10 protein-coding genes are annotated in these 14,950 nt (G+C 54.4%); 4 read left to right on the top strand and 6 right to left on the bottom strand.

The genetic code is table 11. The annotated features are described in order from the left end of the window. Nucleotides 1-8 precede the first annotated feature (8 nt). The 3 genes from glgA to glgB form a co-directional block, all read right to left on the bottom strand. Entirely contained in the window at nt 9-1,442 is a 1,434-nt protein-coding gene (gene glgA, locus HV261_RS23925) for a glycogen synthase GlgA (RefSeq protein WP_004197677.1), read from the bottom strand. An 89-nt stretch (nt 1,443-1,531) separates the two neighbouring features. After that, entirely contained in the window at nt 1,532-2,815 is a 1,284-nt protein-coding gene (gene glgC, locus HV261_RS23930) for a glucose-1-phosphate adenylyltransferase (RefSeq protein ID WP_015632388.1), read from the bottom strand. Nucleotides 2,816-2,944: 129 nt separating this feature from the next. After that, nucleotides 2,945-5,137, bottom strand: coding sequence for a 1,4-alpha-glucan branching enzyme (gene glgB, locus HV261_RS23935; RefSeq protein WP_004099052.1), 2,193 nt, complete (start codon nt 5,135-5,137; stop codon nt 2,945-2,947). A 372-nt stretch (nt 5,138-5,509) separates the two neighbouring features. Here glgB and HV261_RS23940 point away from each other — a divergent pair, with 372 nt between their 5' ends. Both HV261_RS23940 and HV261_RS23945 read left to right on the top strand, forming a co-directional pair. Then, nucleotides 5,510-6,478, top strand: coding sequence for an IS5-like element IS903B family transposase (locus HV261_RS23940; protein WP_004099053.1), 969 nt, complete (start codon nt 5,510-5,512; stop codon nt 6,476-6,478). A gap of 300 nt (nt 6,479-6,778) precedes the next feature. Beyond that, nucleotides 6,779-6,979: a hypothetical protein gene (locus HV261_RS23945; protein WP_022631502.1), complete on the top strand. Its 201-nt coding sequence runs from the start codon at nt 6,779-6,781 to the stop codon at nt 6,977-6,979. A gap of 529 nt (nt 6,980-7,508) precedes the next feature. Here HV261_RS23945 and HV261_RS23950 read toward each other — a convergent pair. Continuing rightward, on the bottom strand, nt 7,509-10,406 hold the full coding sequence (locus HV261_RS23950; RefSeq protein WP_023307208.1) for a Tn3-like element Tn5403 family transposase: 2,898 nt from the start codon (nt 10,404-10,406) through the stop codon (nt 7,509-7,511). A 94-nt stretch (nt 10,407-10,500) separates the two neighbouring features. On the opposite strand from HV261_RS23950, the gene HV261_RS23955 reads away from it, so the two are divergent. Next, nucleotides 10,501-11,106 (top strand): recombinase family protein, encoded by a 606-nt coding sequence (locus HV261_RS23955; protein WP_000509966.1) that lies wholly within the window; start codon nt 10,501-10,503, stop codon nt 11,104-11,106. 72 nt (nt 11,107-11,178) lie between these two features. Beyond that, nucleotides 11,179-11,328, top strand: a complete 150-nt coding sequence (locus HV261_RS23960) for a hypothetical protein (protein WP_176564481.1) — start codon at nt 11,179-11,181, stop codon at nt 11,326-11,328. Nucleotides 11,329-11,495: 167 nt separating this feature from the next. On the opposite strand, the gene HV261_RS23965 is transcribed toward HV261_RS23960, so the two are convergent. Both HV261_RS23965 and HV261_RS23970 read right to left on the bottom strand, forming a co-directional pair. Then, nucleotides 11,496-14,183 carry a cation-transporting P-type ATPase gene (locus tag HV261_RS23965; protein ID WP_016241527.1) on the bottom strand — a complete coding sequence of 896 codons (2,688 nt, stop codon included), beginning with the start codon at nt 14,181-14,183 and terminating at the stop codon, nt 11,496-11,498. Between the two features lie 50 nt (nt 14,184-14,233). Continuing rightward, complete coding sequence (locus HV261_RS23970) at nt 14,234-14,665, bottom strand: universal stress protein (RefSeq protein WP_016241528.1); 432 nt, start codon at nt 14,663-14,665, stop codon at nt 14,234-14,236. Nucleotides 14,666-14,950 lie beyond the last annotated feature (285 nt).

The following is a 14,950-nucleotide window of genomic DNA, read 5'->3' on the forward strand; positions in this document are numbered from 1 at the left end:
CGTAGCAATTAAATAATACGCTGATACAACTGGTGGAAAGACTTAGCGGCAATTTGCCAGCTAAAATCCATGCTCATTGCCTGACGTTGCACGTACCGCCACAGCGATGGACGGGACCACAGGACAAAGGCCCGGTGGATGGCATGTAATAGTGATTCAGTCTCGCTGTCGGTAAACACAAATCCGCTCGCGATCCCGTCAGCAAGGTTTTCGAGCGAACAGTCGGCGACGGTATCCGCCAGTCCGCCGGTGCGACGAACCAGCGGCAATGTGCCGTAGCGAAGGCCATAGAGCTGGGTCAGACCGCAGGGTTCAAAACGGCTGGGCACCAGGATGACGTCGGCGCCGCCAATCATCTGATGCGACAGCGCCTCGTCGTAACCGATCCGGATACTCACCTGCCCGGAGTATTGCGCCGCAGCGGCAAGAAAACGGGCCTGCAAATCCGGGTCGCCGGATCCCAGTAGCGCCAGCTGCCCTCCCTGCGCAATGATTCCCGGCAGTGCGCCAAGGAGCAGATCCAGCCCCTTCTGGCTGGTGAGCCGGCTCACGACGGTGAACAACAGCGCCCGGCCGTCCTCCTTCAGCCCCAGCGTCGTCTGCAGCTGCTGCTTGTTCTTCGCTTTCTCAGCCAGCGAGTTCCGGTCGTAAGGCGCAGCCAGCAGCGGATCGCGGCGCGGATCCCAGATGCTTTCGTCGACGCCGTTAAGGATCCCCGACAGTCGCCCTTCCCGCTGACGTTGCCGCAGCAACTCTTCCAGACCGAACGCGTACTGCGGTTCGGTAATTTCACGGGCATACGTCGGGCTGACGGTGGTGATATGGTCAGCGAAATAGAGGCCCGCCTTAAGGAAGGAGATCTGTCCTTTAAACTCCACCCCATGCATCTGGAAGAATGACCACGGTAAAGCGATCTCCGCCATATGCCGGGCGAGGAACAAGCCCTGATAGGCAATGTTGTGCACCGTAAACACTGACCTGGCGGGGTTGCCGCGGGCGGCCAGATAAGCCGGCGTGAGGCCCGCATGCCAGTCATGGGCGTGGACGATTTCAGGCCGCCAGAACGGATCCAGACCGCCAGCAAGCTCAGCCGCGACCCAACTCAACAGCGCGAAACGCAGGACGTTATCGGGATAATCCTGCATCTGCGGGTCATGATAAGGATTACCCGGTCGGTCATAGAGATGCGGGGCATCAATCAGATAGATGCCCACGCCGTTAAAGTCGCCAAACAACAGCGTCATCGGCCCGGCGAAGGTCTCCCTGCTGGCCACCACCTGCGGTTCCCCTACTCCGTCGCGGATCGCGGGAAACCCCGGCAGCAGCACGCGGGTATCCACGCCCTCGGCTATTTGCGCCGCCGGGAGAGCACCGGTCACATCAGCCAGCCCCCCCGTTTTCAACAGAGGGAACATCTCCGCTCCTACATGTAAAACTCGCATGGATGCTCCTTAATTATTCAGGCATGAAGGCGACGCGATGCCAATGACGGCAATCACAGCTGCGGCAGCTTTTATTTCCGCCAACGGCTTCATAGTTCAAGTCGGTTCAGCATTTCTTTGGTAACCAGAACGATGCCTTCTTCCGAACGATAAAAGCGTCGCGCATCCTCAACGGCATTTTCGCCAATCACCGTCCCCTCCGGAATAACGCATCCCCGGTCGATCACGCAGCGTCTTATCCTGCAGGAGCGACCGACCCAGACGCCCGGTAATAAAACCGACGAATCAATATTACAGAACGAGTTAATCCGAACTCTGGAAAATAGAACCGACTGCACCACCACCGAGCCAGAAATAATACAGCCGCCGGAGACCAGAGAATTCATGGTCATGCCATGACTGCCGGAACGGTCCTGAACAAATTTGGCGCTGGGCAGCGATTCGACATAGGTACGGATAGGCCAGTTACGGTCATAAACGTCCAGCTCTGGCACTACTGAGGCTAAATCCAGATTCGCTTTCCAGTACGCCTCCAGGGTTCCGACATCGCGCCAGTATGGCTCGGCATTATTATCCGACTGAACGCAGGAGCGCGGGAACGGATGCGCATACGCTTCACCTGCCGCCGTTATCCTGGGAATAATATCTTTGCCAAAATCATGGGTGGAGTGTTCATCCCGATCGTCGTCTTCCAGCAGCTGGTAGAGATATTCCGCATCAAACACATAAATGCCCATACTGGCAAGCGAGCGGGTTTCATCGCCAGGAATGGTGGGCGGATTAGCCGGTTTTTCAACAAATTCAATGATTTTGTCATTCTCATCCACGGCCATGACGCCAAAAGCGCTTGCCTCTTCAACCGGGACCGGCAGGCAGGCCACGGTACAGCGCGCCCCTTTTTCAACGTGATCGAGCAGCATCCGCGAATAATCTTGTTTATAGATATGGTCCCCGGCCAGAATAACGACATATTCCGCATCATAGCGGCGGATAATATCCAGATTCTGGGTCACGGCATCCGCCGTCCCCCGATACCAGTTCTCACCATGCACCCGCTGCTGCGCCGGTAATAAATCCACGAACTCATTCATTTCTTCGTTAAAGAATGCCCAGCCGCGTTGAATATGCTGCACCAGTGAATGGGACTGATATTGTGTAATGACCCCGATACGTCTTATTCCGGAGTTAATACAATTCGATAAAGCAAAATCAATAATTCTGAATTTACCGCCGAAATGCACCGCAGGTTTTGCGCGAATAGTGGTCAGGTCTTTTAATCGTGTGCCACGTCCGCCGGCGAGGATCAGGGCCACGGATTTAAGCGGTAACTGGCGCGACAGCATTAAGTTGTCAGTATATTCAAGTTTACTCATAATAATGTCCTGCTATTAAATAAAAGCCATAAAAGAAAATAATGAAGAAAAAGCCTCACTCTTCTGCAAAATAATTCAGAAGTGATCACCTCCGGTAATAAGTCAGCTGCAATAAATCAGCTGCGCGTTTTATTGCCCTGCAGATTCCCGTACCAGCCAGATTGTCGCCAGCGGCGGCAGAGTCACCGACAGCGAATGCTCCCGACCGTGGCTGGCGATCGCCTCGCTTGCCACGCAGCCGCCGTTGCCGGTGTTGCTCCCGTGGTAGTGCATCGAGTCGGTGTTCAGCTCTTCACGCCAGCGCCCCGGCTGGTTAATCCCGAAGCGATAGCCGTGACGCGGTACTGGCGTGAAGTTGCTCGCCACGATTATCTCGTTCCCGGCTTTATCGCGACGGACAAAGATAAACACCGACCGTTCATGGTCATCCACAACAAGCCATTCAAAGCCGTAGGGGTCAAAATCCAGTTCGTGCAGTGCCTTATGGTGGCGATAGGTATGGTTCAGATCGCGCACCAGACGCTGCACCCCGTGATGCCAGTTGTCGCCCCCTTCCAGCAGATGCCAGTCGAGGCTGGCGTCGTGGTTCCACTCCCGCCCCTGGGCAAACTCGTTGCCCATAAACAGCAGCTTTTTACCGGGGAAGGCAAACAGCCAGCCGTAGTAGGCGCGCAGGTTGGCGAACTTCTGCCAGGCATCGCCAGGCATCCGGTCAAGAATCGATTTTTTGCCGTGAACCACTTCATCGTGTGACAGCGGCAACACGAAGTTTTCGGTGTAGTTGTAGAGCATCCCGAAGGTCATCTTGTCGTGATGATAACGACGATAGATGGGATCGAGCTGCATATAGTCGAGGGTGTCATGCATCCAGCCGAGGTTCCATTTGAACCAGAAGCCAAGACCGCCCGTCGAAGACGGTCGTGTAACCCCGGCGAAGTCGGTGGACTCCTCCGCCATCGTGACCGCTCCCGGCGTCTGCTCACCGAGCACACGGTTGGTATTGCGCAGAAATTCAATCGCTTCGAGGTTTTCCCGGCCGCCGTACTCATTGGGCACCCACTCCCCCTCTTTGCGGCTGTAGTCGCGGTAGATCATTGACGCAACCGCATCCACGCGCAGGGCGTCGATCCCGAAGCGTTCAATCCAGTACAGCGCGTTCCCGACCAGAAAGTTGCTGACTTCACGGCGACCGTAGTTGTAGATCAGCGTATTCCAGTCCTGGTGATAACCTTCTCGCGGGTCGCTGTGTTCATACAACGCGGTGCCGTCGAACGATGCCAGCGCAAAGTCATCCGACGGGAAGTGGCCCGGCACCCAGTCGAGGATCACGTTCAGACCCGCGGCATGGGCAGCATTCAGGAAGTAGCGGAAGTCTTCACGGGTACCAAAACGGCGGGTCGGCGCGTACAGCCCGGTGGGCTGATAGCCCCAGCTGCCGTCGAACGGATGTTCGTTTACCGGCAGCAGCTCCAGATGGGTGAAGCCCATCCACTTCGCGTAAGGCACCAGCTGGTCCGCCAGCTCGCGGTAGCTGAGCCAGAAATGGTTATCGGCGTGGCGGCGCCACGAGCCAAGGTGCACTTCATAAATCGAAATCGGTGCATCAAACTGGTTGGCCTGCTGACGGGACTGTGGCTGTTCGACCTTTTCCGGCATGCCGCAGATAAGCGACGCGCTTTCCGGGCGCATCTGTGCCTCAAAGGCATACGGGTCGGATTTCACCCGCAGGTGGCCGTGGGCGTCAATCAGCTCGAACTTATACAGCTGGCCGTTATGCGCGCCGGGGACAAACAGCTCCCAGATGCCGGACTCTTTGCGCAGACGCATCGGGTGGCGGCGGCCGTCCCAGTAGTTGAACTGTCCGACCACCGACACACGACGGGCGTTCGGCGCCCAGACGGAAAAACGCGTCCCGGTGACGCCGTCCATGGTGTCGGCATGGGCTCCCAGCGTCTCGTAGGGCCGCAGATGAGTCCCTTCAGCGAGCAGCCAGGCATCAAGCTCCTGCAGCAGCGGGCCAAAGCGATAGGGGTCGTCAATCAGGTTTTGCTGACCGTGCCAGGTGACGGCCAGCTGGTAACGAAAAGGATTTTTCCGGCGCGGCAGAACGCCGCTAAAGAACCCGCGTGTGTCGAGGCATTCGAGTTTACCGACTTTGCGCCCGGTTTTCGGTTCAATCACCCATACATCGGTGGCATCGGGTAATAATGCGCGCACTTCCAGACCCGCATCGGTTGAGTGCATGCCAAGCACGGAAAATGGATCGGAACAATGACCTGCGAGAAGTGCGGAGATCGCACTTTTTTCATTATAATCAGACATGGCAGTCACCCTACTATCATCCTGCGGAAAGAATTAAAACGCCTCTTCCTGCTTTATTGATCCGGTAACATTCCGCTGCATGCTACGCATCGAAATATCAACACGTTATTCCAGAGCCTTAAGACATGTCGGTTGTCCACAAATAGAGAGTGATTAACCTCCTGAGAAGTGAGTTAAATGCGCTGTACGACTTCTGTATTATCTGTCTTCAGAATAATTACTCCTGATTTTCTTTCTGTGAGTAAACACTCATTTCTATATTAATGGGGAAACTAATTTTTATTTCGTCACGAATGATGAGTTTCCTTCTGCTGAATTCGTCAGATCGTATATAAAAAAAGGCTTTGTTGAATAAATCGAACTTTTGCTGAGTTGAAGGATCAGATCACGCATCTTCCCGACAACGCAGACCGTTCCGTGGCAAAGCAAAAGTTCAAAATCACCAACTGGCCCACCTACAATAAAGCCCTCATCAACCGTGGCTCCATAACTTTCTGGCTGGATGATGAAGCTATTCAGGCCTGGTATGAGTCAGCAACACCTTCTTCACGAGGCAGACCTCAGCGCTATTCTGACCTTGCCATCACGACTGTGCTGGTCATTAAACGCGTATTCAGGCTGACCCTGCGCGCTGCGCAGGGCTTTATTGATTCCATTTTTTCTCTGATGAACGTTCCGCTACGCTGCCCGGATTACAGCTGTGTCAGCAGGCGGGCAAAGTCGGTTAATGTCAGTTTCAAAACGCCCACCCGGGGTGAAATCGCACACCTGGTAATTGATTCCACCGGGCTGAAGGTCTTCGGTGAAGGCGAGTGGAAAGTCAAAAAGCATGGCCAGGAACGCCGCCGTATCTGGCGTAAGCTGCATCTCGCCGTTGACAGTAAAACACATGAAATCATCTGCGCTGACCTGTCGCTGAACAATGTGACGGACTCAGAAGCCTTCCCGGGTCTTATCCGGCAGACTCACAGAAAAATCAGGGCAGCATCGGCAGACGGCGCTTACGACACCCGGCTCTGTCACGATGAACTGCGGCGTAAGAAAATCAGCGCGCTTATCCCTCCCCGAAAAGGTGCGGGTTACTGGCCCGGTGAATATGCAGACCGTAACCGTGCAGTGGCTAATCAGCGAATGACCGGGAGTAATGCGCGGTGGAAATGGACAACAGATTACAACCGTCGCTCGATAGCGGAAACGGCGATGTACCGGGTAAAACAGCTGTTCGGGGGTTCACTGACGCTGCGTGACTACGATGGTCAGGTTGCGGAGGCTATGGCCCTGGTACGAGCGCTGAACAAAATGACGAAAGCAGGTATGCCTGAAAGCGTGCGTATTGCCTGAAAACACAACCCGCTACGGGGGAGACTTACCCGAAATCTGATTTATTCAACAAAGCCATAAAAAAATAAAACATACGCCTGATGACAGCTCAATCATTCTGGGTTGCAACTTCATGGCAGCATTTACCTCCACCAGACGGCCTGACAGGCGGATTGCGGCGGCAGGAAACGCCCTAAAGTACAAAATCTGCGGCTGGCCTCACAGTTTTCGCGACTCTGCAGGAGAATATCGAGAGGCTGGGCCATACTGAAAATAGCAGAGCATAAACCTTACTCTTCATGGCGATTAAAAGGGAGGAATATGCAGGCAATACACCACGTAGAAAAGTTTCATCCAAAAGATTTTGATTTTATTGCATTAAGTCTGGCCCAGATGAACTCACAAGGGCGGAAAGTGGACGTTGAACAGGTCACCGGCAGTATGAATGATGCATGTAAATCCCGGTTCCTCGACAGCTACCGCTACCATCTCAATCTATTTGTCGAAAAATCACCAAGTTGACACAACAGGCCGGATAGCATAATCCGGCCTGTTCATTATTGTGTTCCGGCAACATCTCTGTGAAGGCAGATAACACCCCCAGATGGGGTTCACGACTTTGCAGAAAAAGTATTTTTCCACCCTGCTCCTCATTACCAGTAAGAGACGTTGTCAGTCGCTGATGCACGTATCGGTGTATACCCCTGCAAATCACATATCTTTTTTCCGCATGCTGGTTCCCCGGTCAGCAGACTTATCTATGGTGATAAAAATTACTAATGAGACATGCGAAATAAAAAATTAATTTTATGACTTAAATTCGCTGTATTCGGGCATCACCTAAAACCCCTGAAATGTTATCAAATGGTTAAATAATATGATTTAAAACCACCATTAATTAACATTTTATTTTGTCTTCCCCCATCAATCCCTCATGATTTAACACAAAATCAACATAAAAAATCATGAATTTTAACATTAATGTGCATAACTCACAATTACGTAATCCTGACTTCCTGGGGTCGGTTCCGGCTGAGGGCGAAATGACACCCTAAGCTTTCGGTTCCTTGGGCCAAAGATATTCGCCAGTCAGTAGAATGTGCGCCCAGCCCAATGGGGATATGTGGGGAAGAAATTCAGGGGGAACATCCAACCCTTCGTTCCGCCGCTCCGTGACGGCATGACCAAGATGGACGGTATTCCAGTAAATGATCACCGCAGTCAATAAATTGAGCCCAGCGATTCGGTAGTGCTGCCCCTCTGTCGTGCGATCGCGAATTTCCCCCTGCCTCCCGATACGGAGCGCATTTTTGAGCGCATGGTGGGCCTCTCCCTTGTTAAGACCGATCTGAGCACGCCGCTGCATGTCCGTATCCAGGATCCACTCAATAATGAAAAGGGTCCGTTCAATACGACCAACTTCACGAAGCGCAACTGCAAGGTTGTTTTGTCGTGGGTAAGAAGCGAGCTTGCGCAGGAGTTGGCTGGGCCTGATTTTGCCAGCGGTCATCGTCGCGGCACAACGGAAAATATCAGGCCAGTTCGCAACGATAAGATCCTCCCGGGCTTTTCCACCTACCAACTTGCGTAACTCCCTGGGGGTCGTATCGGGATTAAATACGTACAACCGCTTCGATGGCAGATCCCTGATTCGCAGAACGAGATTGTAGCCGAGCAGGCTACTGGCTCCGAACAAATGGTCGGTGAATCCTGCTGTATCGGCATACTGTTCGCGAACATGGCGACCGACCTCGTTCATCAGTAGTCCATCGAGAATATACGGTGCCTCGCTCACGGTCGCCGGGATCGACTGACAAGCGAATGGCGCGAACTGGTCGCTTACGTGAGTATACGCTTTGAGGCCGGGAACAGAACCATATTTGGCATTGACCATGTTCATGACTTCGCCATGCCGCGCTGTCGGGAAAAACTGACCATCGCTCGATGCTGACGTGCCCATCCCCCAGACGCGTGACATCGGCAGTTTACCCTGCGCGGCCACCACAATTGCCAATGCCTGGTTCATGGCTTCGCTTTCAACATGCCAGCGGGCAAGGCGTGAGAGCTGCCAGTAATCATGCGTGTTTGTAGCTTCCGCCATCTTACGCAGGCCCAGATTGAGCCCTTCAGCGAGCAGGACGTTGAGCAGACCGATCCGGTCGCGACATGGAGCCCCGGTTCTCAGATGGGTAAACGCATCTGTGAAACCAAGGGCTGCATCAACTTCAAGCAGCATGTCGGTAATCCGAACGGACGGCATTCGGCGATACAGATCCAGTATGAGTGCCTCGGCACCATCCGGCACGTCTGCTGTCAACCTGTCGATCCGCAACGTTCCATCTTCTATGCTACCGTGCGGAATAGTGCCGTTACGGGCAGCCCGGGCCAGCCGCTTAAGAGCGATCGTGAGTCGCGCCTTTCTGTCTGCCAGCCAATCCTGTGGGTTGGAAGGCACGGCCAGTTTTGCATTTTCCTGCGCCGCGATCATCGGCACCAGTACCTGCTTGAGGTCACCATAGCGGCGCGAATGAGCGAGCCAGACATCTCCGGAACGAAAAGCATCCCGGAGGTGAAAGAGTACCGCCACTTCCCAAAGACGGGTATCTCCTTTTTCCTGAGCTCGTAAATGACGGTTCCATTTGGAGCTGGGCCGCAGGAAACGCCTTTCTGGCGATGCAACACCTTTCATCTCTCCGATCGACAAAGCTGCTGCTACCAATGGTCCGGCGACCGGCGCGGCTTCGAGCTTCAGACAGCGCAACATGCGGGGCGCATAACGACGAAAGCGATGGTATCCCTGCCCGACATATGCAAGAGGCTCATCGGCTAGCGTGTTGCTGAGTTGAGTCCCTGTCGCTACCAGTTGAGCGAGCCGGTCCCATGCAACCGAACTGGCGACAGCCATCTCCAGCGGGGTTCCGTCACTGCGGGCCTCAAGCAACGAAGCTCCCAGCGCGGTGAAGGTACGGATCGTATCCGTGAGTGTGGCTTTAGAGCCGGAAATTGTTTCGTCATGCTGGCGCTTCGCTTCCCGCCAGGTTTTTCCTACGATCCTGTCATGGGTTTCGACTATGGCATCAGCAATCGCCGCTTCCCACTCCACAACACAGACGGCAAGGATCGCCCAGCGGCGGTCCGAAGTGATGTCACGCAAACCGTCGGTGAAGTAGCGTTCACCCTGCCGACGCAGCCGGGCAATGCGATGGGCAGGTATGCTGGCCAAAGCACTATGATTGATATTCAGGGTACGCAGAAATTCGAGCCTGTCGAGCAAACGGTTAGCAGCAGCCGAGTTGTTACCAACCTCGAAGTTGCGAAGCCAGATGAAACGACTGATATTGCCGGCGAGCATTTCACTCAGAAGTTTGTCCAGGTGATCGCGAACATCCGCTGTTAAATTTTCCGCAATCCGCGTTTCAATCCGCCGCTCAGCGGCGACCAGAGCATCCGCGCACAAGCGCTCGATTGTCGATACTGCGGGCAGAATGGTGGAAGTTTCCCGACACCGCACAATAAAACGATGAGCAAGATCCTCGTTTGATCTGGCATCTTCGGCCTGGCCGAAAGTCCACTCCCGCAGATCACGGGCACCACGGCCCGTGAAGGTCTTGTAGCCGTAAATTTCGCGCAGCGTGTCCATGTGCTGCTGACGGGTTTGGCGCCGTGTGGCATAAGTGAGAAGCGCATCAGCCGGAACTCCAAGCTGAGCACCGACGAAGGAAAGGACTTCACGCGGGATCATCTCACCAGGAGCCAGTGCACGGCCCGGATATCGTAAGGCACAAAGTTGCAGGGCAAAGCCAATCCTGTTTTCCGGTCTGCGGCGCTGCCTAATGTTTTCCAGGTCATCATCGCCCAGCGTGTAGAACTTCAGTAGCGACAGTTCGTCCGTGGGCAGATCGAACAGCGCTGCTCGCTGCCGTTCGGTGAAAATATGGCGTCGTGACATACAAATTCGTCCCTTTTGAAGTATAGTCTGTTTTGGACAACAGCCAGCCCATATAAATCAGGGCGTTCCGATACAAAAATCCAGGAGGGTTCAATTGGGACATCGTGCCGCCATTTACTGCCGGGTTTCAACAGCGGATCAGTCTTGTGAACGCCAGGAATTTGATCTGCGAGCCTTCGCCGGCCGTGCCGGCTACGACGTGGTGGGAATATTTAAGGAAACAGGTTCAGGAACTAAACTCGACCGGGCCGAGCGAAAGAAAGTCCTGGCGCTTGCCCAGTCCAGACAAATTGATGCAATCCTGGTCACTGAGCTTTCCCGGTGGGGGCGCTCGACGCTCGATCTGCTCAATACGCTACGTGAACTGGAGAACTGGAAGGTTTCCGTGATAGCCATGAATGGAATGGCGTTCGATCTTTCGTCGCCGTATGGACGAATGCTGGCGACGTTTCTTTCCGGCATTGCGGAGTTTGAGCGGGATCTCATCAGCGAGCGGGTCAAGTCAGGCCTTGCTGTTGCGAAGGCACGTGGTAAGAGGCTTGGTCGTCAGGCCGGAGTGCGACCAAAATCAGACCGACTTTTGCCTAAGGTGGTTGCGATGAGGGCCGAGGGACGCAGCTATCGCTGGATCGCACGCGAGCTCGGTATCAGCAAGAATACCGTCGCTGACATCGTGCAACGACACAGAGCTAACGCTTAGGGTGTCATTTCGCCCTCAGCCGGAACCGACCCCTTCAAGCGTCATGAGTGGGATTTCACTGAACCAAAATATGTGGATTTCCCGTCACGCGGTATTTTCCATGTGCAGGTCGGCGGCGGTGCCACCACTGGCGTGGTGAGCGCGGTCAATAACAACAGCAGCAGCTGGATGCGCGCGAAGCTGGCGGCCTATCGTAATAACCCGGTTAAACTCAAAGATTGATCGATTAAGATCGTGTTCTTTGTCTGAAACGGAAAAGCCGACGCGTTATGCGTCGGCTTTTGTTTTTTGGTTTTCCACGGTGGCGGCGCGCTGCGTCTGTCCGGGCTACCGATTATGCGGCTGTCTGGTAGCCCGGACAGGTGCGCAGCACCGCCTCCGGGAATGACTCAGGCCGTGCGCCACTTGCGCGTCAGCGGCTTCTCAATTTCCACAATCAGGAACATCACAAAACCGATAATAAAGGTGATCACCCAGTAGCGGAACGGCAGCGCTTCGGTACCGAACAGCATCTGCATAAACGGCGCGTAGATAATCAGCAGTTGCAGCACCAGCAACACGCCGCTGACAATCCAGATACCCCGGTTCGCCAGCAGCCCTTTGCTCAGTGAGAAACCATCCGCCACCCGGCAGTTGAGCATATAAAACCACTGTGCGGTGACCAGCGTCTGCAACAGTACGGTGCGGATAAACTCAGGTGAGTAGCCTCGCGGCTGTAGCCAGGCCTCCAGCACAAAGGCGCTCACGGCGATCATCGAACCGACAAAAATTACCCGCCAGATGGCAAAGCCGTCCATCGCATGCAGCTTAGGATCGCGCGGCGGACGGCGCATGATGTTCTTTTCACCGGCTTCGAACGCCAGACCAAACGACAGCGTGGCCGACGTCGCCATGTTCATCCACAAAATCAACACCGGCGTCAGCGGAATCAAATTCCCCGCCAGCAGCGCGATAATGATTAACAACCCCTGCGCCAGGTTGGTTGGCATAATGAACAAGATCGTTTTCTTCAGGTTATCGTAAACCCGCCGCCCTTCCCTGACTGCACTGGCGATGGTGGCGAAGTTATCATCGGTCAGCACCATATCAGCGGCCTCTTTGGTCACTTCGGTGCCCTTGATGCCCATCGCGATACCAACATCGGCCTGCTTCAGCGCCGGGGCGTCGTTCACCCCATCACCGGTCATCCCGACCACCTCTTTCCTGCTTTGCAGCGCCTGAACCAGACGGAACTTATCTTCCGGACTGGTACGGGCAAAAATATCGAATTTCTGCGCCGCTTCACTCAGTTGGGTATCGTCCATCACCTCCAGCTCGCGCCCGGTAATGGCGTTCCCGGCGTTGCCGATCCCCAGCATCTTGCCGATACTCATCGCCGTTTGCGGGTGGTCCCCGGTGATCATCTTCACGCGGATCCCCGCCTGCAGGCAGTCGCCGATAGCGGTAATGGCCTCTGGTCGCGGCGGGTCCATCATCCCGGCGATCCCTAACAGAATGACGCCATGCTGCAAATCCTGATGGGTGAGTTCGGTTTGCCCGTCAGCCGCCGGTTTCCACGCTGCCGCCACCATGCGCAGCCCTTCCCGCGCGTACTCTTCAATTTTCGCTTCCCAATACGGCTGGTCCAGCGGCTCCAGCCCATGGTCGGTTTGCTGATGCTGACACAGGCGGAACAGCACATCTGGCGCACCGGTAATTAAAATCGTCTCCTCATTGCCGATGCGGTACAGCGTTGACATATATTTGTATTGCGAATCAAAGGGGATCTTACTGCGCAGTTCGGTGCTCGCCGGCGAAAGCGTCACTTTCGCCGCCAGCACCTTCAGCGCCCCTTCCGTAGGGCCGCCAGTGATTTTCCACAACCCGCTTTCATCTTTGATTAGCTGGCTGTCGTTACACAGGTCGATGGTGCGCAGATAGCGCTCCAGCAGCGTGCCCGGCGCGACGGTTATCGGGTCCGGCTCATCGATCGGGTGAATATTCCCCACCGGCTCGTAGCTGTCCCCTTCCACCCGATAGACTTTATCGGCGGTGATAACGGCCTTAACCGTCATCTCGTTCATGGTCAGCGTCCCGGTTTTATCCGAGCAAATAACCGTCATCGCCCCTAGCGTTTCGACCGTCGGCAGCTTGCGGATAATCGCCTTCTGCCGGGCCATGGTTTGCACGCCAAGCGAGAGGATAATCGAGATAATCGCCGGCAGCCCTTCCGGTACCGACGCCACCGCCAGGCTAATCAGCGACAGCATCAGTTCAGAAACCGGCATATCGCGGAACAGCAGGCTAAAGACGAATAGCGCAGCCATCATCACCAGAATGATGATAAAGATGGCTTTGCCGAGCTTATCCATCTGCACCAACAGCGGAGTACGGTGTTTCTCGATATCCGCCATCATCTGGTTAATGTGGCCCAGCTCGGTATCGCCACCGGTTGCCACCACCAGGCCTTTGCCACCGCCGGAGCTTACCGTGGTGCCTGAGAACAACAGGTTCGTCCGGTCACCCAACGGCAGTTCGCCGCTAAGCGCTTCGGTACTTTTCTCCACCACCGTTGATTCACCGGTCAGAATCGCCTCTTCCACCCGTAGGTTATGCGCTTCGATAACCCGCAGGTCTGCTGGAATGCGGTCGCCGGCGCGGATCACCACGATATCGCCGGGAACCAGCGCCGTGGTCGGAATGGTTTCATGATTCCCCTGACGAACCACCACCGCTTCGCTGGAGAGCATATTGCGAATGCTCTGGAGCGATTTTTCGGCGTTACTCTCCTGAATATGACCAATCAGGGCGTTGATCACCGCCACGCCGAGGATCACCAGAGTATCGACCCAGTGGCCCATCACCGCCGTCAATAGCGCCGCCGCCAGCAAGACGTAAATCAGCACATCATTAAAATGCGCCAGAAAACGCAGCCATGCCGGTTTACCCGCTTTTTGCGGTAGCGCATTTTCACCGTACTGCTGTAAGCGCGCCGTCGCTTCAGCGCTGCTGATGCCATCGGGAGTGCTGTTGGTGCTGGTCAGGGTTTCATCCACGGAGAGCTGATAAAACGGGCCGCCCGGTTTTTCTGTATTCATAGTTATCTCCTCACTCCTGTAACGGAAATCAGGACAGCCTCAGGCTGCCCTTAGCGCACCACAAAAACCGGCACATGGGCATAACGCACGATACTTGCCGCCTCTGAACCCAACAGATGGGTTTGAATATTGGGATTGCGTGAGCCAATGATCACCACATCCGCCTTCAGTTCATCTGCCAGTTTCGTCACTTCATCGCGGACGTTGCCGCTGCGAATATGAATCTGGACATCGCTTTCCTTCAGAGAGAGTTTATTGATGAGTTCAGCGAGTTTTTCTTTTGAATTATTAACCAGATAGTCTTCCATTTTTCGCGCATCGGAAATAAATCCGCGCGTCAGTGCAGGAGAAAATGTCGGGATGACGTTGAGTAAATGAATCTGCCCGGAGGAGCTTTGCGCGAGGAATTGAGCATGGGACAAAGCCTTGTCCGCAAGGCCGGTTTCAAACACATCAACCGGGACGAGGATATTTTTATACATAGAGACAATCCTTTTATTACCTATAAAAAAAGGTGGTGAAAACAGCGCAGACAATGGCGCTGAGGAAGAAATCTCGATTCGAAGTATGATGGGTATAATTAAACGTAGCACACGGCGATTAACATTATTAAGATGCCAATTAATATATTGAAAAATATCACAGACTCAGTCGACCTCAGACAATTCAACTGAAAACCCAGCAAAATCGTCAACATTACCGCAAATTTTACTCTTTTTAACATTTCCTTTTTTCAACGACTATGCTCATTATCAGAGGCCTGCGCG

The organism is Citrobacter sp. RHBSTW-00671 (assembly GCF_014103415.1).
In the GTDB taxonomy this organism is placed as follows: Bacteria; Pseudomonadota; Gammaproteobacteria; order Enterobacterales; family Enterobacteriaceae; genus Citrobacter.